Raw genomic sequence first — 23,804 nt, 5'->3', positions numbered from 1 at the left:
CTCCAGCGCCAATGGTACTGCACCCTAATCAGTGTGGGAGAGTAGGACACCGCCGAACACAACTTGAATGAGGCCCCCTGACTTCGGTCAGGGGGCCTCATTTCTTTTGTCTGTCAGCCGGCGGACATCAGCTCAGGTGATGCACTTCCTGCATGCCGTAGACCGGGGTCGGCAGGCCTTCGTAGCGCGCCTTGATCTGCAGAGCGAGGTACAGCGAGTAGTGCCGCGACTGGTGGAGATTTCCACCGTGGAACCACAGATGATCCTGTTGGGTCGGCTTCCACATGTTGCGCTGCTCGCCCTCCCAGGGCCCCGGATCCTTGGTCGTGGCGGAACCCAGGCCCCAACATTTACCGACCTTGTCGGCGGTCTCCTGATCGATCAGATCCGCAACCCATCCGTTCATCGATCCGTATCCGGTCGCGTAGACGACGACATCCGCCGGCAGTTCGGTCCCGTCGGACAGGACGACGGAGTTCTTCGTCAGACGCTCCACCTGACCGCCCACCAATGTGATCTTGCCGTCGGCCACCAGCTCGGCCGCACCGACATCGATGTAGTAGCCCGAACCGCGGCGCAGGTACTTCATGAACAGGCCTGAGCCGTCGTCTCCGAAGTCGTGTTTGAAGCCGGCGGCCTCGAGACGGTCGTAGAAATCCTTGTCCTGCTCCGCGATCTGTTGGTACACGGGGATCTGGAACTCGTGCATGATCCGGTACGGCAACGAGGCAAACGTCAGGTCCGCCTTCTGCGTGGTCATGCCGCTGTTCACCGCACGCTCGGAATAGAGATCGCCCAGCGCGATCTCGCAGAGCGAATCCGACTTCACGATGTGAGTCGACGACCTCTGCAGCATGGTGACATCGACGCCGGTCTCGTAGAGCGCCTTACAGATGTCGTGAGCGGAGTTGTTCGATCCGACGACGACGACCTTCTTCCCGACGAACCCGTCGGGTCCGGGGTGCCGGCTCGAATGGTGCTGTTCGCCCTCGAACTCGTCCATCCCGGGGAACTGCGGGATGTTGGCCTTGCCCGACATACCGGTTGCCATCACCAGATGCTCCGGATGCAGCTCGACCTTCTCGCCGTCCCGGTCGACGACCACCGTCCAGGTGCCGCTCTCGTCGTCGTATTCGGCCGACTCCGCGGTGGTCGACGTCCAGTACGGCACCTCCATCACCTTGGTGTACATCTCGAGCCAGTCCGCGATCTTGTCCTTGGGGGCGAAGACGGGCCAGTTCGCCGGGAACGGTAGGTAGGGCAGGTGGTCGTACCAGACCGGGTCGTGCAGACACAGCGACTTGTACCGGCCGCGCCACTGATCACCGGGGCGCTGTGCACGGTCGACCACCAGTGCGGGGACCCCGAGTTGGCGTAGGCGCGCACCCATGACGATCCCGCCCTGTCCACCGCCCACGATCAACACGTAGGGCTGCGTCGAGTAACCCAGGTCCTTCTCCTCGGCGGCCCGTTGCTCGGCCCACGTCTGTGCGTCAGCGTTCGACCCGTGCACGGCACCCTGGACACGAGTCGGGCCCTGCCGTTCCTCGAAGCCCTTCAGTTCCTGCATCGTGGTGAGCAGCGTCCATCCGAGGTCCGGTCCACCGTCGGGGTCGACGCGGAGGCGGAGATGTCCTTTGCCGCGGCTCGTCGACGTCTCGAACGCAATCCACGCCGAGATCACGCCGTCGGCGTGCTCCGGCGTCTCGGTGGTGTGGAAGCCCGACGGGTCGGTCGTCATCAGGCACTCGGTCAGCATGTCGGAGATCCCGTCGCGGCCCTCGACGGTGGTCAGGTTCCAGGTGAAGGTCACCAGGTCGCGCCAGAAGCTGTCGGTGGCGAACATGCCGGCCGCTCGCTCGATGTCGCGGGTGGACAACGCGGTCTCGAATGCGTCGAGCCAGGCGTCGACACGCGCCTGCGGATCCATCACCGCGGCCGTCCCCGACTGCTGCGCAGTCTGCGGTTCGATGGTCTGGGTCATCATCACTCCTTCGTGGACACGGCCGGTCACACAAACCGACCTGTGACCCACAGCACAGCCCCGAGACGCTCGGGGGACAAGAGTTGCAGTGCGTTGCATCGCCCACGACACGGCCGGTGGATTGCGAGCCACGTGTGACCGGGAGCACACTGGACCGACGATGACATCGCCAGCCGCTCCCGAACCCGCAGTGCTACCCGGCGATGACCCGCGCAAGTACGCAGAGATCCTGACCGCGGTCTACGACGCGACGATGGCGGGCGACAAGTCCCCGGCCCGGCCGCGCACGCTCATCGGGGAATCGTGGGAACGCCTCATGTCGCTCGGCATCAGTCCCGATCAACAGCCCGACACCGGTTCGCCGGTGGCAGCGGGCGATCTCGAGATGCACCGACACGAATCGGGGCTGACCGAGGTCATCGACGACCTCGCCCGTGGACTCGACACGGTCATCACCGACGGTGACAACATCCTCGTGGTCGCCGACCGCAGCGGTCGTGTGCTGTGGCGCAGTGGGTCGACCCAGGTGTTGAGCAAGGCCGATCGCCTCGGGTTCGTCGAGGGCGCCGACTGGGCGGAGAACTCGGTGGGTACGAACGCCATCGGCACCGCGCTGGTGTCGCGACGGGCGGTACAGATCTTCTCGGCCGAGCACTACTCGCGCAGCCACCACCCGTGGACCTGCGCAGGCGCGCCCATCCACGATCCCCGGACCGGTGACGTCATCGGCGCTGTGGACGTGAGCGGCCCGGCCTCGACCATCCACCCGACGACGGTCGCCCTGGTCGATGTGGTGGCCAAGCTGGCCGAGTCGCACCTGCGAGAGCTGCACCGCCGCACGCTGGACCGTCTGCGCTCGGTGGCGGCACCGATGTTGGCGCGGATGACCGGACCGGCCATGGCCGTCGACGGGCACGGGTGGGTGGCCGCGGTGGATTCGCTGGCTCCGCACACCCGTGTCCTGCTGCCCGAGACCGCGGCGTCGGGACGGATGTGGGTGCCCGCGCTCGGAGCCTGCGATCTGGAACCGTTGCCGGGCGGCTGGCTCGTCCGGGTCTTCGACGACGCGAGCGACCCACGCGATGCCGGTACCACGCAGATCGACGTCGATCTGCGGGACCCGCTGCGTCCGATGCTGCAGGTCGCCGGCCGGGCCGGCGCCTGGACCCACGAACCGACGCCGCGTCACGCCGAGATCCTCTACCTCCTGGCGACGCATCGGTCCGGGCAGACGGCACCGCAGATGGCCGAGGCGTTGTTCGGGGACGACGGCAAGGCGATCACCGTGCGCGCCGAGATGTCGCGTCTGCGCCGTCAGCTCGCGGGCATCGTGCTGGGCAACCCCTACCGGTACCCCGAGGACGCCCAGGTCGATCTGCTGCTACCGGTTGATCGCGCGCGTCTGCTGCCGCAGTCGACCGCCCCGGCCATCCGCCGCGCCCGCATCGCCTGATCGACGCCCCCGCGGTGGCGGGAGCGGCTGTGCGCGCACGATTCGGTCGGTCGGACGGCCCCCCGATATGCTGAGCCGACAAACTTCACAGCGTGGATCCGGCTTGCGGATCGTCGAGACCAGAGGACCGCCATGACCGATCGGGACAACCGACCTTCCCGTGCACACAGCTCCGACGATCGTGGACAGGGCCGCGGAGCGCCGTCGGACCGACGAGGCCGCTCCGACCGGGATCCGCGCGCAGGTCGCGACGCACGCCCGGCTCGTGACCGTGACGGTCGCCCGCCGCGGGACCGCGACCGTGGCGAGCAGCGTCGCGGGGGATCCGCGAACCGCCCGCCGGAGCCGCCGCTGCCCGAGAACGTCGTCCCGCAGGATCTCGACCCGGCCGTCCGCCGTGATCTGCTGACGCTGGATCGCACCAACGCCGACACCGTCGCGCGACACCTCATCATGACCTCCCAGCTGCTCGAGGAGGACCCGCTCCTCGCCCTCGAGCACGCGCGAGCGGCGCGTCAGCGCGCCGGCCGCATCGCCGTCGTCCGCGAGACGGCGGGCATCGCCGCCTACAACGCCCAGGAGTGGACCGAGGCGCTGTCGGAACTCCGCGCGGCCCGACGCATGTCCGGCGGCACCAGCCTGCTGCCCCTGATCGCCGATTGCGAACGTGGACTGGGGCGTCCGGATCGCGCCATCGACGTCGCGCGCAGCGACGAGGGCCGCACCCTCACCGGCGACGAGGCCATCGAGATGAAGATCGTCGAGTCCGGGGCGCGGATCGATCTCGGTGAGTTCGACAAGGCCGTGGTGACTCTGCAGTCCGCGGGCCTCGACCCGGGGCAGAGCGGAACGGGCCCCGCCCGGTTGTTCTATGCGTACGGCACGGCCCTGCAGGCGGCCGGACGGGAAGACGACGCGATCACCTGGTTCATGAACGCGGCCGCGGCCGACCTCGACGATGTGACCGACGCCGAATTGCGACTGACCGAGCTCACCGATCCCGAGCGATTCGCGGCCGAGATGGCGCAGGAGGAAGCAGAGTTCGCCGAGGCCGCCGCGTCGCCCGAACCGGAGCCGAGTCCCGAGCCGACGCGCACGCCCACCCCGGAGCCCACTCCCGAACCCGAGTCGACTCCCGAACCCGCGGCAACCCCCGAACCGGAGCCCGCTCCGGAACCGGACCCCACGCCGACCGCGGTCGAGGACACCGTGGCCGCCCCCGTGGTCGCAGCCGAGCCGGAACCCGTGACCGAGATACACGACACCGCGCCGCAGACGCCGGCCACGACCGACGAGGACACCGTGAACGACGCTGCCCCCCGCCCCGACGGATTGGCTGACGGCTACGACGCTCTGCTCTTCGACCTCGACGGCACGTTGTTCGCAGGCAGCCGCCCGATAGACGGGGCGACCGACGCCTTGGGCGCGGCCACCCAGCCGATCTACTTCGTCACGAACAACGCCAGTCGCCGGGCCCCCGAGGTCGCCGAACATCTCACCGACCTCGGTTTCGACGCCGACGCCGATCAGGTGGTCACCAGTGCGCAGACCGCCGCCCGGTTGCTCGCCGAACACCTCGAGCCCGGCTCGCGAGCACTGGTCATCGGCACCGACGGCCTCGCACAGGAGATCCGGGAGGTGGGGATCGGTGTGACCCGCAGCGCCGACGACCGACCCGCCGCGGTGGTGCAGGGACATTCGACCGAGACCGGGTGGGCGCAACTGTCCGAGGCCGTCCTGGCGATCAACGCCGGCGCCCTGTGGATCGCCTGCAACATCGACCCGACGCTGCCGTCCGAGCGGGGATTCATGCTGGGCAACGGATCGATGGTCGCCGCCGTCGCCAACGCGACACAGAAGACCCCGCTCGTCGCCGGGAAGCCGGCCGCCCCGCTGATGCGCGACGCGCTCGACCGCAGCGGTGCGTCGCATCCATTGGTGATCGGCGACCGTCTCGACACCGACATCGCCGGCGCCAACACCATCGGCGCCGACAGCCTGCTCGTGCTGACCGGTGTGGCGACCGTGGCCGACGCCATGTGCGCCGCCCCCGATCACCGTCCGACCCACATCGCGCCCGACCTGGCCGCGCTGCGCGCCCCGGTCTCCGCCAGTGCGATCGCGTCCGCCTCCGGGTGGACGGTGGACGTGTCCGCGTCACCGATCACCGTCGGATCGACCGACGGCGCCGACGCCGACTCCCTGCTGCCCGCACTGTTGAGCGCGGCCTGGGGATCCGACACCCTCGCCGACCGCGAACCCGGCGACATCTCGTTCACCGCGACCGACGACACCGCCTCTGCGGCGCTGCGCCGGTACGGGCTGGACTCCGATAGCGTTGGGTCTCGATGAACCAACCGATCCCGGGCCCGAGGCCCGGACCGCCGACTCCGTCGCCGGTCGTCGAGCGCTCCGCCATCGATCCGTCGCAGATCCAGCGGGATGTGCGCGAGTACACCGCGCAGGTCGACGAGGTGCGACGTGCGGCGCAGGACCGCCACGATCTCGGCGGTGACACCGAACCGGGCGCCGACCTGTCGACGTTGGACACGCAGGCCGAGCTCCTCGAACGCGCGCACGACGTGCTCACCGCGACCCTGGAGCAACTCGACCGTGTGTGAGCGGTAGTGGCACCCCGGGCCCGTCTCGACGCCGAGCTCGTCCGTCGCGGTCTGGCGCGCTCGCGTGAGCAGGCCCGTGATCTGATCACCGACGGACAGGTCAGCGTCAACGGTGTGCGGGCCTCCAAGCCGGCCACCAACGTCTCCCGCGACACCCCGATCCTGTTGACCGACAACGACACCGAGAAATGGGCGTCGCGCGGTGCGCACAAGATCATCGGTGCGCTCGACGCGTTCGCCCCCGATGCCTCGGGATCGGGCGGAGTGCGGGTCGAGGGACGACGCTGTCTGGACGCCGGCGCGTCCACCGGAGGTTTCACCGACGTCCTGCTGCGACGTGGTGCGGCGCAGGTGGTCGCCGCCGATGTCGGCTACGGACAGCTGGTGTGGCGGCTGCAGTCCGACGAACGGGTCGATGTCCGCGATCGCGTCAACGTCCGCCACCTCACCGCCGACGACATCGGTGGCCCGGTCGAGCTGATCGTCGCGGACCTGTCGTTCATCTCGTTGCGTCTGGTCCTGCCCGCCTTCGCGCGGTGCATCGCGCCCGGCGGCGATCTGCTGCCGATGGTCAAACCCCAGTTCGAGGTGGGGAAGGAACGCGTGGGGACCGGCGGCGTGGTCCGCGATCCGGCGCTGCGGGCCGGGGCGGTCAGCGCGGTGGCGGCCCGTGCACAGGCACTGGGACTACGCACGATGGGGGTGGTGGCCAGCCCGCTGCCGGGCCCGTCGGGAAATGTTGAATACTTCTTGTGGCTGCGCAAGGAGGGAACCGTTTCGGTTCCCGACGTAGAAGCAGAGGACATCCTGCTCGGCGGTGTCCCGGACGAGCACGCCGACCGCAGCAGTGAGCTCGACGACGAGACGCTCGCTGCGATAACGACAGCAATCGAGAAGGGGCCTCAATGAGCTGCGCGGGTGCACAGTGACACAGGACCGTGAGTTCCTGGTGGTCGCTCACACGGGGCGGGAGATCGTCACCGACACCCTGGCCGCGATCGCCCGACACTGCGGCGACGCCGGCATCGGCCTGCGTATCGTCGATCACGACATGCGCGGTGCCCACCCCGGATCCGGATCCGGGGTGCCCAACATCCATCCCGTCGACCCGGTCGAGCTGCGCAGCATGGGGGCCGACGTCGCGATCACCTCCGGCGACGAGGATTCGGCGGCCGGATGCGAGGTCGTGATCGTCCTCGGTGGTGACGGGACGTTCCTGCGGGCCGCCGAGCTCGCCTATCCCACTGCGGTTCCCGTGCTCGGGATCAACCTGGGACGGATCGGGTTCCTGGCCGAGGCCGAGGCCGAACGGGTCGACGCCGTCATGGAACAGCTCATCTCCGGCGACTACCGGGTCGAGGACCGTATGACCCTCGACATCGCGATCACCCTCGACGGCACCGTGCTCGATCGCAGCTGGGCGCTCAACGAGGCGAGCATCCAGAACCCCCGCAGTCAGGGTGTGTTGGAGATGGTGGCCGAGGTCGACGGTCGGCCGGTCGCGGCGTTCGGAGCCGACGGCATGCTCATCTCGACCCCCACCGGATCCACCGCGTACGCGTTCTCCGCGGGCGGTCCGGTGATGTGGCCGGACCTCGAGGCAATCCTCGTCGTCCCGTCCAACGCGCACGCATTGTTCACCCGCCCCCTGGTGACAAGTCCCAATTCCGTCATCGCCATCGAGGTCGAACGGTCGGGGCAGCATGCCATAGTCGCGTGCGACGGACGTCGGACGCTGCAGGTCCCCGCGGGGGCCCGGGTCGAGGCGGTTCGTGGAAAGCAACCGGTGCGGTGGGTCCGGATCGACTCCGATCCGTTCGCCGACCGGTTGGTGACGAAATTCGATCTCCCCGTCACCGGGTGGCGGGGTAGGCAGGTGTGACGTGCTCGAAGAGATAGCGATCAGCGGGCTGGGCGTGATCGAGGACGCCGCCGCGGAGTTCCACGACGGGTTCACCGTGCTCACCGGCGAGACCGGTGCAGGCAAGACGATGGTGGTCACCAGCCTGCACCTGCTCTCCGGTGTGCGTGGCGACGGCGACCGGGTGCGCGCGGGTACCGACCGCGCCATGGTCGAAGGGCGTTTCCGACTCGACCCGTCCGACACCGGCGTGGCCGAGATCCTCGACTCCGCCGGCGCGCAACGCGACGACGACGACACCGTCATCGCCGCTCGCTCGGTCGGTTCGGACGGCCGGTCGCGGGCCCACCTCGGTGGTCGCTCGGTGCCGGTCGGTGTGCTCGGGCAGTTCACGACCAGCCTTCTCACCATCCACGGTCAGAACGACCAGCTGCGATTGCTCAAACCCGAACACCAGCGCGACGCCCTCGACCGTTTCGGCGGCAAACCCGTCGCGAAGACGTTCGCCGAGTACAGCCGCGCACGCGAGGCGTGGACCCAGGCCGTCGACCAGCTCGAACTGCGTCGAGCCAACTCGCGGCAGCTGGCCCAGGAGGCCGACCGGCTGCGCTACGCGCTCGACGAGATCGGTGCCGTGGAACCGACCCCCGGTGAGGACGCGGAGCTCGCGGCCACGGTCAACCGACTCGGCGATCTGGAGGCGGTCCGTTCGGTCGCGGTCGGCGCCCACGTAGCCCTGACCGGGCAGGCCGACATGGCCGACACCGACACCGACGCGGGGTCGGCGCTCGACTCCCTCGGTCAGGTCCGCAACCTGCTGGAGACGACGTCGGAACCCACGCTGCGTGAGCTGCGGCCGCGGGTCGAGGAGGCGTTGTCCCTCGTAGGCGACATCGGCGAGGAACTCGGATCGTTCCTCAACGGTCTGCCCGCCGACGCCTCGGAGCTCGAGAAGGTCCTGGCCCGTCAGGCCGAGTTGAAGAACCTGATCCGCAAGTACGCCCCCGACATCGACGGCGTCATCGCCTGGCGCGACGACGCGACGCGTCGACTCGCCGAGATCGACGACTCGTCGGTCTCGATCGAGGCGCTCGAGGTCGCGGCGACCGAGGCCACCGATGCGCTGGTTTCCGCGGCGAGTGCGCTGACCGCGGCACGGACGAAGGCGGCGGGGTCGCTGGCGACGAAGGTGACCAAGGAACTCGCCGGCCTCGCCATGAAGGACGCCAAACTCGGTGTCGCGGTGGTGCCGGACGAGTCGGGGGAGTCCGACCCCCGGAGTCTGGTCGTCGACGGCGCCCGGCTGCACGCCGGATCCGGCGGAGTCGATCGCGTCGAGTTCACCCTCGCCGCGCACTCGGGTGCTGTACCGCTGGCGATCACCAAATCCGCGTCCGGCGGCGAACTGTCGCGCGTCATGTTGGCCCTCGAGGTGGTCCTCGCCGGACCCGGTGGGGGATCGACCATGGTGTTCGACGAGGTCGACGCCGGTGTGGGTGGTCGGGCCGCGGTCGAGATCGGCAAGCGACTCGCCGCTCTGGCCCGCAGCCATCAGGTCATCGTCGTCACGCACCTGCCTCAGGTGGCGGCCTTCGCCGACAACCACCTGCTCATCGGTAAGAGCACCCGCGCGAGTTCGGTGACCAGCTCGGTGACCACGCTCGATCATGACGGCCGGATCGCCGAACTGGCCCGGATGCTCGCCGGTCTGGGCGACTCCGACACCGGCCGCGCCCACGCCGAGGAACTGCTGGCCACCGCGGAAAGCGAGAAGGCGACCGCGTAACTGGTGTTACTCGTGTGACAAAAGTGGCAAATGTTACGGCGCGCCTCCGCGTCCGTCGGCGCGGCCGGAGCAATCATGAGCGGCATGAAGATGCCAGCGTTGCTGTCCCGCACCGACGACACCCTGCCTGGATTCAGTGGAATCGCCAGGGTCGACAAGAACACCGCCCGTCTGCTCGAACGGGTGGGACACGGGGACATCGTGATCCTCGACGAACTCGATCTCGACCGGGTCATCGCCGACCGTCTCGTCGAGGCCGACGTCACCGCGGTGATCAACGCCTCGCCGTCGATCTCGGGTCGCTACCCGAACCTCGGTCCCGAGGTGCTGGTCGCGTCGGGCATCACCCTGATCGACGACGCCGGCCCGGAGGTCTTCCGCCGCATCAAGGACGGCGCCAAGATCCGCATCGACGACGGCGAGGTCTACGTCGGTCACAACCGGCTGGCACGCGGCACCGAGATCGGTGAGCGCGAGGTCGCCTCGATGATGATCGAGGCCAAGTCCGGTCTGGTCGATCACCTCGAGGCGTTCTCCGGCAACACCATCGAGTTCATCCGCAGCGAGTCGCCACTGCTGATCGACGGTGTCGGTGTGCCCGAGGTCGAGGTCACGCTGAAGAACCGCCACGTGGTGGTCGTCGCCGACGGACCCGAGCACGAGATCGACCTCAAGAAGCTCAAGCCGTTCATCAAGGAGTACGCGCCGGTCATGATCGGTGTCGACGGCGGTGCGGACGCCCTGATGCGCGCCGGCTACCGACCCGACCTGATCGTCGGCGACCCGGAGGGCATCCGCGCCGCGACGCTCAAATGCGGTGCGCAGGTCGTCCTCCCGGCCGACCCGGACGGCCACGCCACCGGACTCGAGCGCATCCAGGACCTCGGTGTCGGCGCGATGACCTTCCCGGCCGCCGGCTCGGCGTCCGACCTCGCACTGCTGCTCGCCGACTTCCACGGCGCCTCGCTGATCGTCACGGTCGGCACCTCGGCCACTCTCGACGACTTCTTCGATCGCAGCCGCCGGGAGAGCAACCCGTCGACGTTCCTGACCCGCCTGAAGGTCGGTCCGAAGCTCGTGGACGCGAAAGCTGTTGCCACGCTGTACCGCAGCCGCGTGTCGGGTGCCGCCATCGCGCTGCTCATCCTCGCCGCCCTGGCCGCGGTCATCGTCGCGGTGGTCGCGTCGAACACCGGTGGCGAGATCGTGGACTGGATCCTGGCCGAGTGGGATCGGGTCTACTCGTGGGCCAGGGACGTCTGGAACCGATAGCACGTGATCTCTCTCCGCCAACACGCGATCTCGCTGATCGCGGTGTTCCTCGCGCTCGCCGTGGGCCTCGCCCTCGGATCGGGCTTCCTCGGTGACCGTGTCGGGTCGTCGAACGACGACTCGACGGTCTCCGGACTGCGTTCGGAGAACGACGCCCTCAGCGGGCAGGTGAACGCCGCCGATGCGTTCAACACCGCGGTGGCGCCCCGACTCCTCGACGGGCTGCTGGCCAACCGATCGGTGCTGCTGGTCACCGTGCCCGGCGCGAGTGAGGGTGACATCTCGGGCGTCAAACAGGTGCTCAACCAGTCCGGCGCACGGTTCGCCGGTCAGGTCGGGCTCACCGATGCGCTCATCGGCGACGGCTCGGCGGAGAAACTGACCAGCATCGTCGACCAGAGCATCCCGGCAGGCACGACACTGCGACCCGAGCTCACCGACTCCGGCGGTCGTGTCGGGGATCTGCTCGGCGCGCTGTTGCAGCGCAAGGGCGACGCCGCGCCGGCGTCGGACTCCGACATCGGGTCCGGACTCGCGGCGCTGCGACAGGGTGGGTTCATCACCTACGTCGACAATGCCGTGGGCCCCGCACAACTCGCGGTGGTCATCACCGGCGACAAGTTCGCCGACGACGCCGGAGCGCGTGGGCAGGTGATCGCCCGGTTCGCCGCTGCGCTCGGCGCACGCGGATCCGGGACGGTACTCGCCGGTCGGACGGGGTCGGCCGAGGGCGGCTCACCCATCGCGGTGTTGCGTTCGGACGCCTCGCTGTCGCGCGGTGTGTCGTCGGTCGACGACGTCGAGGCCAGCACCGGACGCATCGTGACGGCCCTCGCGCTGGCGAACGCGGCCCGCAGCCGGGTCGGCGCATTCGGTACCGGACCCGGCGCGAGCGCGATCGCACCGACCACCTGACGCCCGAACACCCCGAGAGGTGTTACGGTTGAATCCCGTAGGCGAGCAGGTCAGATGACCTGCTCCGGCCAATCGGGAGAAGCCTTGCGACCACTGCGTCATGCTCATTCGGGCACCAAACACATCTTTGTCACCGGCGGCGTCGCGTCGTCGCTCGGCAAAGGACTCACGGCTTCCAGCCTCGGACAACTGCTGACCGCTCGCGGTCTGCGGGTGACCATGCAGAAGCTCGACCCCTACCTCAACGTGGATCCGGGAACGATGAACCCGTTCCAGCACGGTGAGGTCTTCGTCACCGAGGACGGGGCCGAGACCGACCTCGACGTCGGTCACTACGAACGATTCCTCGACCGGAACCTGTCGCAATCGGCGAATGTGACCACCGGACAGGTCTATTCGACCGTCATCGCCAAGGAACGACGCGGCGAGTACCTCGGCGACACCGTCCAGGTCATCCCGCACATCACCGACGAGATCAAGAACCGCATCCTCGCGATGCGTGCGGCCGATGCCGATGGCAACGAGCCCGATCTGGTGATCACAGAGATCGGCGGCACCGTCGGCGACATCGAGTCGCAGCCGTTCATCGAGGCGGCGCGGCAGATCCGCCACGACGTCGGTCGCGACAACGTCTTCTTCCTCCACGTGTCGCTGGTCCCGTACCTCGCGCCGTCGGGCGAGCTGAAGACCAAGCCGACCCAGCACTCGGTGGCCGCGCTGCGCAACATCGGTATCCAGCCCGACGCGCTGATCCTGCGGTGTGACCGTGATGTCCCGGAGTCGCTGAAGAACAAGATCGCGCTGATGTGCGACGTCGACATCGAGGGTGTCATCTCCACCCCGGACGCACCGTCGATCTACGACATCCCCAAGGTGCTGCACAACGAGCAGCTCGACACCTACGTCGTCCGCAAGCTCGGACTGCCGTTCCGCGACGTGGACTGGACCGTGTGGGGCGAACTGCTCAAGCGCGTCCACGAGCCGCGTGAATCGGTGACCGTCGCGCTGGTGGGCAAGTACGTCGACCTGCCCGACGCATATCTGTCGGTGACCGAGGCGATCCGGGCCGGTGGGTTCGCCGCTCGGGCCAAGGTCGAGATCCGATGGGTCCAGTCCGACGAGTGCGCCACCGACCTGGGTGCGCAGAGACATCTCGGCGACGTCGACGCGATCCTCATCCCCGGCGGCTTCGGCATCCGCGGTATCGAGGGCAAGGTCGGCGCCGTGCGGTACGCCCGCCGCCGCGGCATCCCGCTGCTCGGACTCTGCCTCGGACTGCAGTGCATCGTCATCGAGGCCGCGCGCGCGGCGGGACTCGACGACGCGAGCTCGGCCGAGTTCGACCCGGAGACCCCGTACCCGGTGATCTCCACCATGGCCGATCAGGAGCTCGCCGTCGCAGGCGAGGCCGACCTGGGTGGCACCATGCGCCTTGGCGCGTATCCCGCTGTGCTGCAGCGCGGATCGATCGTGGCCAGCGCCTACGGCGCGACCGAGGTGTCCGAGCGACACCGACACCGCTACGAGGTCAACAACACCTACCGTGAGCAGGTCGCGAGCACCGGACTGGTGTTCTCCGGGACCTCGCCGGACGGCCACCTGGTCGAGTTCGTGGAGTACCCCAAGGAGATCCACCCCTTCCTGGTGGCGACTCAGGCACATCCCGAACTCAAGAGCAGGCCCACCCGACCGCACCCGCTGTTCATCGCGTTCGTCGCCGCGGCGCTGCGGTACAAGGCCGCCGAGCGGCTCGAGGTCGACGTCCACGGTGACGAGCGCGTGGTCACCGCACCCGTCGTCGAGCCCGGGGCCACGGAGGCCGGCGTGTGAGCGCATCCGACGACACCACCGGGCGTCACGAGTTCGCGGTGACGGATTCGCGGACCGTCTACGACGGCGCGATCCTGGCACTGCGGGTCGACGAGGTCACCATGCCCGGCGACGGCTCGGCCAAGCGCGAGGTCGTCGAGCACCACGGCGCGGTGGCGATCGTGGCGCTCGACGACTCCGGTGCCATCGCCACGGTGACCCAGTACCGGCACCCGGTCGGGCGCCGACTGCGCGAACTGCCTGCGGGACTGATGGATTCCGGCGGAGACGAGTCGCCGCTGCAGGCCGCGCAGCGCGAGCTCGTCGAGGAGGTCGGCGTCGAGGCCGACACCTGGGCGACCCTCGTCGACGTCGCCACCTCGCCCGGGTTCACCGACGAGGCGCTGCGCGTGTTCCGTGCGACCGATCTGCGCGACGTCGACCGCCCCGAGGCGCACGACGAAGAGGCCGACATGGCCATCGACTGGATCCCCCTCGACGACGCGGTCGCGATGGTGTTCTCCGGCGAGATCGTCAACGTCACCAGTGTCGCCGGGATCCTGGCGCTGGCCCACACCGAGCGCACCGGTGCGGACCTGCGCGGCCCCGACTCGGAGTGGGTCGATCAGCCCACCGCCCTCGATCAGCGACACGCGCGCCGGGACTCCGGCGGCGCGTGACGTCGGGCGCAGGCGGAGAGCTCGAGAGCCAGATCCACCGGTATCTCGACCATCTCGCCGTCGAACGGGGTGCCGCGAAGAACACGCTGAGCTCCTACGGCCGGGACCTGACCCGGTACGAGCACTACCTGACGTCGCGGTCGATCACCGATCTCGCCGAGGTGACCGAGGAGGACGTGCGCGAGTTCCTCGTCGCCCTGCGGCGCGGCGATCCCGACCGGGACGAGGTGCCGCTGGCCGACAGTTCGGTCGCGCGCACCCTGGTCGCGACGAGGGGTCTGCACAAGTTCGCCCTCGCCGAGGGGATGACGGCCACCGACCCGGCGCACGCCGTCCGACCCCCGAAGCCGGCTCGTCGGCTGCCGAAGTCACTCGCGATCGACGAGGTCGTCGCGATCCTCGAGGCCTCCGGCGGCAGCGGACCGTCGGAGACACCGCGCAGCCTGCGTGACCGTGCCCTGATGGAGTTGCTCTACAGCTGTGGCGCACGCATCTCCGAGGCGGTCTCACTCGACATCGAGGACTTCGTCGCCGAGACCGGCGCGATCCTGCTGCGCGGCAAGGGCGGCAAGGAGCGGATGGTCCCCGTGGGTGGGCCGGCGATCGCGGCGATCGAGGCCTACCTGGTCCGCGGCCGGCCGGCGCTGGTGTCGAAGTTCAACCCGGCGATGTTCCTGAACTCCCGCGGCGGGCGCCTGTCGCGGCAGAGCGCCTGGCAGGTGCTCGTCGACTCGGCCGGACGCGCCGGCCTCGACAAGTCGGTGTCCCCACACACGCTGCGCCACAGCTTCGCCACCCACCTGCTCGACGGAGGGGCCGATGTCCGCGTCGTGCAGGAGTTGCTGGGACACGCCTCGGTGACCACGACGCAGGTGTACACGCTGGTCACGGTGTCGGCGATGCGTGAGGTGTACGCCACGGCCCATCCCCGTGCGCGCTGACGGCGATGCGTCACGGCAACGCGCCGCCGACGCACTAGGCTGATCTGCATTCCATCCCCACCACGTACGACGGGAGCATCGACGACGTGAGCGCACCGCAGCCACCGGTTCCGGGTGCCCCCGTTCGCGATGCAGACCCGCACGACGCCCAGTACAGCCTGACCATCGACACGCCGTCGCGCGGCCCGGCCGAGTCGGACGTCTCGGCCGCGGACGCCGAGGGGCTGGGTCCGACGGGTCGGCAGACGCGTGAGGTGCCCGAGCCGAAGCCGGTGGACAAGCACGGTCCGGCCATCGTCATCGCGGTCTGCAACCAGAAGGGCGGCGTCGGCAAGACGACGTCGACGATCAATCTCGGTGCCGCGCTGGCCGAGTACGGACGGCGCGTGCTGCTCGTCGATCTGGATCCACAGGGTGCGCTGTCGGCGGGCTTGGGTGTCCCGCACCACGAACTCGAGCTGACCGTGCACAACGTCCTGGTCCCACCACAGGTGTCGGTGGACGAGGTGCTGCACTCGACCCGGGTCGACGGCCTGGACCTGCTGCCCAGCAACATCGACCTCTCGGCCGCCGAGATCCAACTCGTCAACGAAGTCGGTCGCGAACACACCCTGGCCCGTGCGCTGCACCCGATCCTCGACCGCTACGACTACGTGCTCATCGACTGCCAGCCGTCGCTGGGACTGCTGACCGTCAACGCCCTCGCGTGCGCCGACACCGTGCTGATCCCCATGGAGTCGGAGTACTTCGCGCTGCGCGGGCTGGCGTTGCTCAACGACACCATCGACAAGGTGCGCGACCGGCTCAACCCGAGGCTGCACCTCGGCGGCATCCTCATGACGATGTTCGACGCCCGCACCCTGCATTCCCGTGAGGTGATGAACCGGGTGGTCGAGGTGTTCGGCGACGCGGTCTACGACACCGTCATCGCACGCACCGTACGTTTCCCGGAGACCAGTGTCGCCGGCGAACCGATCACGTCGTGGGCTCCGAAATCCGGTGGCGCCAAGGCGTATCGGGCTCTGGCGCGTGAGGTGTTGTACCGCACCGGCACGTCGTGACCGAGAGCGACACCGTCGAGCAGGCCGCGCCGGTCGGCTTCCAGGTCAACCTCGCCAACTTCGAGGGCCCGTTCGACCTGTTGCTCGAACTGATCAGCAACCGCCGCCTCGACGTCACCGAGGTCGCGCTGCACCTGGTCACCGACGACTTCATCGCCTACACCCGCAACCTCACCGACGACGTCAGCCTCGACCAGACCACCGAGTTCCTGGTGGTGGCGGCGACGCTGCTCGACCTCAAGGCCGCGCGACTGCTGCCCGCGGGTGAGGTCGAGGACGCCGACGACCTCGCGTTGCTGGAGGCGCGGGACCTACTGTTCGCCCGGCTGCTGCAGTACCGCGCCTACAAGCAGGTGGCCGCTCTGTTCGCCGAGTTGGAAGCCGCAGCACTGCAACGGTATCCGCGGGCGGTGTCGTTGGAGCCGCGCTACGAGCAGCTGCTGCCCGAGGTGACACTGGGCGTCGACGCCTGGCAGTTCGCGCAGGTCGCGGCGGCCGCGATGACACCCAAGCCGGTTCCTCGCGTCGGTCTGGCCCACCTGCACGACGTGGACGCGGTGTCGGTGCCCGAGCAGGTCATCCGCGTGACCGAGCTCCTGCGGATCGCGGGAGCGGGTAAGTGGGTCGACTTCGGCACGCTGGCGTCGGAGTGCGCCAACGGCCTGGAGGTCGTCGCCCGCTTCCTGGCGTTGCTCGACCTGTTCCGGCAACGCGCCGTGGAATTCGAGCAGAGCGAGGCGCTCGGGACGCTGCACGTCATGTGGAGCGGTGAGCGCGAGACCGAGGAGATCAGCGTGACCAGCGTGGAGGACTACGGATGAACGACGGCGGGGTGACCGACAACGAGATGACCGACAACGAGATGACCGACGGCGGGGAGCCGAGCGGGCCCGACGAGAGTTCCGACACAGCGTCCGACGGTCTGTTCGACGAACCCGGACGCGCCGTCGACCCGGCCGATGAACTCGCCGACCCACTCGACGACGACGAACTGCGCTCGGCCCTCGAGGCGGTGTTGCTGGTGGTGGACTCCCCGGTCACCACCGAACAGCTGGCGTCGGCGACGGGGGAGCCGGCCACGCGGATCGACGCGGCGCTGCGCGCGATGGACGCCGAGCTCAGCGCCCGGTCGAGCGGTATCGACCTGCGCTTCGCCGGCGACGGCTGGCGGTTCTACACCCGCAACGACTACGCGCCCTACGTCGAGAAACTGCTGCTCGACGGGGCGCGGTCGAAGCTGACCCGCGCCGCGCTCGAGACGCTGTCGGTGGTGGCCTACCGGCAGCCCGTCAGCCGCACCCGGGTCAGCGCAGTGCGTGGCGTCAACGTCGACGGGGTCATGCGGACGTTGCTGGCCCGCGGGCTGATCACCGAGGCGGGGACCGACCCGGAGACCGGTGGAACGCTCTACGCGACCACCGAGCTGTTCCTGGAACGACTCGGTCTGGCGTCGCTGAGCGAACTCCCGGATCTGGCTCCGCTGCTACCCGATGTCGACGTCATCGACGAGATCGGTGACGAGATCATCAGCGATCCGCGATTCGCCAAGATGGGCTCGCACCCGTCAGACTCGGGGGCGTCGGAAATTTCCGCGGCCACCGCGGAGTTGGACGACTGAAATCAAAACCTGAATAGAAACTGGATTCACCATGGCACCCGCTAGCCGAGACGGCAGACCGGATCGCAGCAAGAACGCTGCATCGAACACCAACAAGAAGAGCGCTGAGAAGAGTGGGCGACCCGCCCCCGGATCGCGCATCGGACCCAAGCGCACGCATCGCAAGGGCTCCTCGAGTCCCAGCGTTGCGCGCGGTGAGGCCCGCATCAACAACGCCAAACCCGCCCGCTTCCAGAACGTCGACCCCGTCGACGGCGAGGGCGCGAACTATGTCGCCGACGGCGTCCGCCTTCAGAAGGTCCTCGCACAGGCCGGTGTCGCCTCCCGCCGCGGTGCCGAGGAACTGATCGCCGCCGGACGTGTCGACGTCGATGGCGAGATCGTCACCGAGCAGGGCATGCGCATCGATCCCGCGACCGCGGTCGTCCGTGTGGACGGCGCGCGCGTCGTCATGGACGAGGACATGCAGTACCTCGTGCTCAACAAACCCAAGGGCTGGCAGTCGACCATGTCCGACGACCAGGGGCGTCCCTGCGTCGGCGACATAGTGGCCGAGCGCGTCATGTCCGGCCAGCGCCTGTTCCACGTCGGACGGCTCGACGCCGACACCGAGGGCCTGCTGCTGTTGACCAACGACGGCGAGCTCGCGCACCGCCTGATGCACCCGTCCTACGAGGTGCCCAAGACCTACCTGGCGACCGTCAAGGGTGTCGTCCCGCGTGGTCTCGGCCGCACACTGAAGGCGGGCATCGAGCTCGATGACGGCCCGGCCGAGGTCGACGGGTTCAGCGTCCTGGAGATCAACGAGGGTCAGACTCTGGTGAAACTCGTACTGCACGAAGGCCGTAAGCGCATCGTGCGTCGCATGATGGACTTCGTCGGCTTCCCGGTGCTGGGGCTCGTGCGCACCGAGATCGGCACCGTGAACCTCGGCAACCAGCGTCCCGGCAGCCTTCGGGTGTTGGGCCGCAAGGAGATCGGCGAGCTCTACAAGGCGGTGGGGATGTGAGTGCCACCCCGAACACCACGATCATCACCATCGACGGGCCCGCGGGCACCGGCAAGTCGAGCGTCTCGCGACGACTGGCCGATCGTGTCGGTGCGCGCTACCTCGACACCGGTGCGATGTACCGCGTAGCCACGTTGGCCGCGCTGCGCGCCGGCGCCGATGTCACCGTCGAGCAGGAGATCATCGACGCCGTCGCCGACGTCGTGATGACGCTGAGCAACGACCCGTCCTCGCACGCGGTCACCCTCGCCGGAGAGGACGTGTCCGACGAGATCCGCACCGATGCGGTCACACAGGCCGTGTCGGCCGTCTCCGCGGTCAAGGCGGTACGCGAGAAGATGGTCGCGCTGCAGCGCGAACTCGTCGCCGGTGAGTTCGCCGTCGTGGAGGGCCGCGACATCGGGACGGTCGTCTTCCCCGACGCCACCCTCAAGATCTATCTCACCGCCACCGCGGAGGCGCGCGCCGAGCGTCGCCACGACCAGAACCTCGCGCAGGGTCGCACCAGCGACCTCGCCGGGGTGTTGGCCGACGTGCAGCGCCGCGACCATCTCGACTCGACACGTGAGCACTCGCCGCTGCGTCCGGCCGACGACGCGGTCGAGGTGGACACCAGCAACCTCGACATCGACCAGGTCATCGACCGACTGGTCGAACTGTCGAACCAGCGAATCGGAGTGTTGTCATGACCGAACCCACCGACATCGATCTCGGTGTCGTCGACGGCGTCTGGTCGGACGAAGGCGACTGGCAGGTCGTCGACCCCGACGGCGACGGTGTCGAGGGCTTCGCGGTCCCGATGCCGACCATCGCGATCGTCGGACGACCCAACGTCGGCAAGTCCACACTCGTCAACCGCATCCTCGGCCGCCGCGAGGCCGTCGTCGAGGACATCCCTGGCGTCACCCGTGACCGCGTCTCCTACTCGGCCAACTGGTCGGGTCGGCGATTCCTGGTGCAGGACACCGGCGGCTGGGAGCCCGACGCCAAGGGCATGCAGCAGTCGATCGCCCGACAGGCCGAGCACGCCATGAAGACCGCGGACGCCGTGGTCCTCGTCGTCGACGCCACTGTCGGGGCCACCAGCACCGACGAGGCCGTGGCGAAGGTCCTGCGCCGGTCGAAGACGCCGGTGTTGCTCGCGGCCAACAAGGTCGACGACGAGCGCGTCGAGTCGGAGGCGGCTGCACTGTGGTCGCTCGGTCTCGGTCAGCCGTGGTCGGTGTCGGCGGCGCATGGTCGGGGAGCGGGTGATCTGCTCGACGCGATCCTCGACATCCTGCCGGAGACGCCCCGGGAGACCGACGTCTACGGCGGGCCGCGCCGCGTGGCCCTCGTCGGCAAGCCCAATGTCGGCAAGAGTTCGCTTCTCAACAAGCTGACCGACTCCGATCGTGCGGTCGTCGACAACGTCGCCGGCACCACCGTCGACCCGGTCGACGAACTCGTCGAACTCGGTGGACGGCTGTGGAACTTCGTCGACACCGCCGGCCTGCGCAAGCGCGTCAACACCGCCAGCGGCCACGAGTACTACGCCTCGCTGCGCACCCGGGCGGCCATCGACGCCTCCGAGGTCGTCGTACTGCTGATCGACGCGTCCGAGCCGATCACCGAGCAGGATCAGCGTGTGCTGACGTCGGTGATCGAGGCCGGTCGCGCGCTGGTCATCGCGTTCAACAAGTGGGACCTCGTCGACGAGGACCGGCGTGAACGTCTCGACAAGGAGATCGACCGCGACCTGTCCCGGGTGCCGTGGGCGCGTCGGGTCAACATCTCCGCCGCCACCGGTCGATCGGTGCAGAAGCTGGTGCCCGCGCTCGACGGCGCACTGGAGTCGTGGGACAAGCGGATCTCCACCGGTCAGCTCAACGGCTGGCTCAAGGACATCATCGCCGCGACGCCACCGCCGGTGCGTGGTGGTCGTCAGCCCCGCGTCATGTTCGCGACCCAGGCCGCCACACGGCCACCGACGTTCGTGCTGTTCACCACCGGATTCCTCGAGGCCGGTTATCGCCGCTTCCTGGAGCGCAAGCTGCGTGAACAGTTCGGGTTCGACGGGTCGCCGGTGCGGATCAACGTCCGAGTCCGCGAAAAGCGCGAGCGCCGCAAGTAAAACCGGGTATCGATACTTCGCGGCTTGTGCCGCAGTTGGGTGTTTCGTCGTCTTCTCGACAGTGTCCGTTCATATGCGGACTCCACTATGCATCGCGGGCCATCGGCGCCCGGGACACAGACGAGAAGAGGACGAACAGTGCGGTCGAACCCGAAGCGGTACGCGGCGATGTCTGCGGCGGTGTGCATGGTAGCGGTGGTCGCCGCATGTGGTTCCGACGACGGCGACAATAGGGCGGACACGGCGCTGCCGATGCTCACCCCCGCGGCCACCGGCTCCATCTCCGAGCACGGCGGTGCCCGCCGCTCGGGTGATGACCGGCGTCAGCTCATCGAGGACTCGATCCGCAGCACCGGCGCCAAGAACGTCATCCTGCTGATCGGTGACGGAATGGGCGACTCGGAGATCACCGTGGCGCGCAACTACGCCGAGGGCGCCGCAGGTGCATTCCCGGGCATCGACGCGCTGCCGCTCACCGGGCAGTACACCCACTACTCGGTGGGCAAGGACGGTAAGCCCAGTTATGTCACCGATTCCGCGGCGAGCGGGTCGGCCTGGGCGACCGGCACCAAGACCTACAACGGCGCGATCTCGGTCGACATCAAGGGAGCGCCACAGAAGACGCTGCTGCAGAAGGCCAAGGAATCCGGCAAGGCGACCGGCGACATCAGCACTGCTGAGATCCAGGACGCGACCCCAGCGGTGCAGCTCGCGCACGTGAGCGCGCGCAAGTGCTACGGACCCGACGACACCAAAGCGAAGTGCCCGGACAATGCATTGGAGAAGGGCGGACTCGGATCCATCTCCGAGCAGATCCTCACCTCGCGCGCCGACATCGTGATGGGTGGTGGCGCCGAGAGTTTCCAACAGGTCGCCAAGGCCGGTGACTACCGGGGCAAGACGCTCGAGGTCCAGGCCCAGGAGCGTGGCTACAACATCGTCCGCACGGCCGACGACGTGAACAAACTCGACAAGGCAAACCAGGACGCACCTGTGCTCGGACTCTTCGCCGACGGCAACATGCCGGTGCGCATGCAGGGCCCCGTCGCCACGAAGGGTGGCTACCTGGAGCCGGCCGCGACGTGCACCGACAACCCCGAGCGGGGCGCCGATGTCCCCAAGCTCGCCGACATGACGAAGAAGTCGATCGACCTGCTCAAGGGCAACGACAAGGGCTTCTTCCTCCAGGTGGAGGGCGCGTCGATCGACAAGCAGGACCATGCTGCGAACCCGTGCGGCCAGATCGGGGAGACCGTCGATCTCGACGACGCCACCCAGGTGGCGCTCGCCTACGCGAAGGAGTCCAAGGACACGCTGGTCATCGTCACGGCGGATCACGCCCACAGCAGCCAGGTCGTCGAGACCACGACTGCCGAGGACGTCGCGGCCGCGGCGGAGGAGGCGAAGCTCCCCGAACAGGCTGTGCGTGAGGCGATCTACCCCGGACTGACACGGGTGCTGACCACCAAGGACGGCGCTCCGATGACGGTGTCCTACGGCACCTCGGACAACCTCGACGCCTACGACCAGGGCCACACCGGATCCCAGTTGCGGATCGCGGCTTACGGTCCGAATGCGGCGGACGTGGTGGGCCTGACCGATCAGACCGACCTGTTCTTCACGGTGGCGAGGGCACTGGACCTGAAGTAGACGGAATCCCATGCGTCGGTCTCGGGAGTGGCTCGACACCTAGAATCGTCCCATGGGAACAACGGTCAGCCCGGAAGTTCAACGCGCCGTCGCCGACATCGCGCAGCGTCACGAGGTCTCGCACGACGCCGTGCTGGCCATGCTGCTCGCGGTCAGTCGGGGCGGCGGCACGATGGCCCAGTTCTCGATCCCCGAGCTCGGCGGATCGGGGCAGTGGATCCGCGGCGGGATGACCATGGTGGGCGCAATGTTCGACCACGCGCTCAAGGCCCGCGTCGACGCGTTGTGCTCGGAGCTGTCGGAGCTCGTGACCACCTCGGCGGTGTTCCCGGACGACAGCCAGGTCGGGGTGACGTCGTCCAGGTGGTGGCCCGGTGACCTCGGTGTGCCCAGCTCGTTCGGGGGGCAGAACGATGCGCGGTACGCGATCTTTCCCGCGACCCGGCGCCTGGCGATCCAGGTAGGGGGCGTGACAACGGTTTTCGACACCGGGGAACACCACATCGGTGGCGTCTCCCAGCAGCAGGGTGTCGGACCCGGGTCGGTGCGCTTTACCAGTCAACTGGGGACCTTCGACGTGTCCAGCCTCCCCGAGGTCGAGGGTGACGGCTCTCCGGAGGCGCCGGCGACGGATTCCGCACCGGCGTCGTCCACGGGCGGGACGAGCGATTCCGAGGACATCCTGGCGACGATCGAGTCGCTGGCCGACCTGCATCAGCGCGGCATCCTCACCGACGACGAGTTCGCCGCGAAGAAGGCGGAGCTGCTCGCTCGGCTCTGACGGGCGTCGCAGGCCAGGCGATTGGCACGAAGGCAGGCCGGTCGGATAACCTGTTCAGGCTGCTCCTCACGGGGCGGCGATGCCCCTCACGGGGCAGCCACGGGCTGTGGCGCAGCTTGGTAGCGCACTTGACTGGGGGTCAAGTGGTCGCAGGTTCAAATCCTGTCAGCCCGACACATAAAGCAGCAGTGATCACCCCTGCTCTGTCGAAGTCCCGTTCACCGCACGGCGAACTTTCAACTCGTTCAGC

20 protein-coding genes and 1 tRNA gene are annotated in these 23,804 nt (G+C 68.5%); 20 read left to right on the top strand and 1 reads right to left on the bottom strand.

The window, feature by feature from the left end; all coding sequences use genetic code 11:
* Positions 1–127 precede the first annotated feature (127 nt).
* Positions 128–1,984, bottom strand: a complete 1,857-nt coding sequence (locus IEV93_RS22390; RefSeq protein ID WP_188493146.1) for a flavin-containing monooxygenase — start codon at positions 1,982–1,984, stop codon at positions 128–130.
* A 160-nt stretch (positions 1,985–2,144) separates the two neighbouring features.
* On the opposite strand from IEV93_RS22390, the gene IEV93_RS22385 reads away from it, so the two are divergent.
* The 20 genes from IEV93_RS22385 (at position 2,145) to IEV93_RS22290 (ending at position 23,728) form a co-directional block, all read left to right on the top strand.
* Positions 2,145–3,437 carry a helix-turn-helix domain-containing protein gene (locus tag IEV93_RS22385; protein WP_188493144.1) on the top strand — a complete coding sequence of 431 codons (1,293 nt, stop codon included), beginning with the start codon at positions 2,145–2,147 and terminating at the stop codon, positions 3,435–3,437.
* Between the two features lie 132 nt (positions 3,438–3,569).
* Positions 3,570–5,789 (top strand): HAD-IIA family hydrolase, encoded by a 2,220-nt coding sequence (locus IEV93_RS22380; RefSeq protein WP_188493142.1) that lies wholly within the window; start codon positions 3,570–3,572, stop codon positions 5,787–5,789.
* Entirely contained in the window at positions 5,786–6,058 is a 273-nt protein-coding gene (locus IEV93_RS22375) for a hypothetical protein (RefSeq protein ID WP_188493140.1), read from the top strand. Before IEV93_RS22380 ends, IEV93_RS22375 begins: the two co-directional genes overlap by 4 nt.
* 6 nt (positions 6,059–6,064) lie before the next feature.
* Complete coding sequence (locus IEV93_RS22370) at positions 6,065–6,967, top strand: TlyA family RNA methyltransferase (protein ID WP_188493138.1); 903 nt, start codon at positions 6,065–6,067, stop codon at positions 6,965–6,967.
* Position 6,968: 1 nt separating this feature from the next.
* Entirely contained in the window at positions 6,969–7,940 is a 972-nt protein-coding gene (locus IEV93_RS22365) for an NAD kinase (RefSeq protein ID WP_188493346.1), read from the top strand.
* Between the two features lies 1 nt (position 7,941).
* On the top strand, positions 7,942–9,705 hold the full coding sequence (gene recN, locus IEV93_RS22360; protein WP_188493136.1) for a DNA repair protein RecN: 1,764 nt from the start codon (positions 7,942–7,944) through the stop codon (positions 9,703–9,705).
* A gap of 84 nt (positions 9,706–9,789) precedes the next feature.
* On the top strand, positions 9,790–10,977 hold the full coding sequence (gene steA, locus IEV93_RS22355; protein ID WP_188493134.1) for a putative cytokinetic ring protein SteA: 1,188 nt from the start codon (positions 9,790–9,792) through the stop codon (positions 10,975–10,977).
* Positions 10,978–10,980: 3 nt separating this feature from the next.
* Positions 10,981–11,892, top strand: coding sequence for a copper transporter (locus IEV93_RS22350; protein WP_188493132.1), 912 nt, complete (start codon positions 10,981–10,983; stop codon positions 11,890–11,892).
* An 84-nt stretch (positions 11,893–11,976) separates the two neighbouring features.
* Positions 11,977–13,722 carry a CTP synthase gene (gene pyrG / locus IEV93_RS22345; RefSeq protein ID WP_229705402.1) on the top strand — a complete coding sequence of 582 codons (1,746 nt, stop codon included), beginning with the start codon at positions 11,977–11,979 and terminating at the stop codon, positions 13,720–13,722.
* On the top strand, positions 13,719–14,381 hold the full coding sequence (locus tag IEV93_RS22340; protein ID WP_229705401.1) for an NUDIX domain-containing protein: 663 nt from the start codon (positions 13,719–13,721) through the stop codon (positions 14,379–14,381). The genes pyrG and IEV93_RS22340 overlap by 4 nt, the downstream gene beginning before the upstream one ends.
* Positions 14,378–15,322 (top strand): site-specific tyrosine recombinase XerD, encoded by a 945-nt coding sequence (gene xerD, locus IEV93_RS22335; protein WP_188493128.1) that lies wholly within the window; start codon positions 14,378–14,380, stop codon positions 15,320–15,322. Before IEV93_RS22340 ends, xerD begins: the two co-directional genes overlap by 4 nt.
* A 164-nt stretch (positions 15,323–15,486) precedes the next feature.
* Positions 15,487–16,383: a ParA family protein gene (locus tag IEV93_RS22330; RefSeq protein ID WP_229705440.1), complete on the top strand. Its 897-nt coding sequence runs from the start codon at positions 15,487–15,489 to the stop codon at positions 16,381–16,383.
* Positions 16,380–17,204 carry a segregation and condensation protein A gene (locus IEV93_RS22325; RefSeq protein ID WP_188493126.1) on the top strand — a complete coding sequence of 275 codons (825 nt, stop codon included), beginning with the start codon at positions 16,380–16,382 and terminating at the stop codon, positions 17,202–17,204. The genes IEV93_RS22330 and IEV93_RS22325 overlap by 4 nt, the downstream gene beginning before the upstream one ends.
* Positions 17,205–17,245: 41 nt before the next feature.
* Positions 17,246–18,001: an SMC-Scp complex subunit ScpB gene (gene scpB / locus IEV93_RS22320; protein ID WP_371873891.1), complete on the top strand. Its 756-nt coding sequence runs from the start codon at positions 17,246–17,248 to the stop codon at positions 17,999–18,001.
* Between the two features lie 31 nt (positions 18,002–18,032).
* The gene (locus IEV93_RS22315) at positions 18,033–19,010 is read left to right on the top strand and encodes a pseudouridine synthase (protein ID WP_188493124.1); all 978 of its coding nucleotides are present in this window, start codon (positions 18,033–18,035) and stop codon (positions 19,008–19,010) included.
* A complete protein-coding gene (cmk, locus tag IEV93_RS22310) occupies positions 19,007–19,699 on the top strand; it encodes a (d)CMP kinase (RefSeq protein ID WP_188493122.1) in 693 nt (230 codons plus the stop codon). Before IEV93_RS22315 ends, cmk begins: the two co-directional genes overlap by 4 nt.
* Complete coding sequence (gene der, locus IEV93_RS22305; protein WP_188493120.1) at positions 19,696–21,123, top strand: ribosome biogenesis GTPase Der; 1,428 nt, start codon at positions 19,696–19,698, stop codon at positions 21,121–21,123. Before cmk ends, der begins: the two co-directional genes overlap by 4 nt.
* Before the next feature lie 168 nt (positions 21,124–21,291).
* Positions 21,292–22,773 (top strand): alkaline phosphatase, encoded by a 1,482-nt coding sequence (gene phoA, locus IEV93_RS22300; RefSeq protein WP_229705439.1) that lies wholly within the window; start codon positions 21,292–21,294, stop codon positions 22,771–22,773.
* Positions 22,774–22,825: 52 nt separating this feature from the next.
* Positions 22,826–23,554, top strand: a complete 729-nt coding sequence (locus tag IEV93_RS22295; protein ID WP_188493115.1) for an SHOCT domain-containing protein — start codon at positions 22,826–22,828, stop codon at positions 23,552–23,554.
* Between the two features lie 100 nt (positions 23,555–23,654).
* Positions 23,655–23,728 (top strand) — tRNA-Pro (locus tag IEV93_RS22290).
* The last annotated feature ends 76 nt before the right edge of the window (positions 23,729–23,804 follow it).

This window comes from Williamsia phyllosphaerae, from assembly GCF_014635305.1.
GTDB lineage: Bacteria > Actinomycetota > Actinomycetes > Mycobacteriales > Mycobacteriaceae > Williamsia_A > Williamsia_A phyllosphaerae.
The sequence above is the reverse complement of the archived record's forward strand: the minus strand, read 5'-3'. Positions and strand labels throughout refer to the sequence as shown.

Excerpts from the sequence above, each read along its gene's own strand:
- der (WP_188493120.1), top strand. The coding sequence starts at position 19,696 with ATGACCGAACCCACCGACATCGATCTCGGTGTCGTCGACGGCGTCTGG.
- IEV93_RS22385 (WP_188493144.1), top strand. The coding sequence starts at position 2,145 with ATGACATCGCCAGCCGCTCCCGAACCCGCAGTGCTACCCGGCGATGAC.
- IEV93_RS22295 (WP_188493115.1), top strand. The coding sequence starts at position 22,826 with ATGGGAACAACGGTCAGCCCGGAAGTTCAACGCGCCGTCGCCGACATC.
- IEV93_RS22375 (WP_188493140.1), top strand. The coding sequence starts at position 5,786 with ATGAACCAACCGATCCCGGGCCCGAGGCCCGGACCGCCGACTCCGTCG.
- IEV93_RS22315 (WP_188493124.1), top strand. The coding sequence starts at position 18,033 with ATGGCACCCGCTAGCCGAGACGGCAGACCGGATCGCAGCAAGAACGCT.
- steA (WP_188493134.1), top strand. The coding sequence starts at position 9,790 with ATGAAGATGCCAGCGTTGCTGTCCCGCACCGACGACACCCTGCCTGGA.
- IEV93_RS22380 (WP_188493142.1), top strand. The coding sequence starts at position 3,570 with ATGACCGATCGGGACAACCGACCTTCCCGTGCACACAGCTCCGACGAT.
- phoA (WP_229705439.1), top strand. The coding sequence starts at position 21,292 with ATGTCTGCGGCGGTGTGCATGGTAGCGGTGGTCGCCGCATGTGGTTCC.
- scpB (WP_371873891.1), top strand. The coding sequence starts at position 17,246 with ATGACCGACGGCGGGGAGCCGAGCGGGCCCGACGAGAGTTCCGACACA.
- IEV93_RS22390 (WP_188493146.1), bottom strand. The coding sequence starts at position 1,984 with ATGACCCAGACCATCGAACCGCAGACTGCGCAGCAGTCGGGGACGGCC.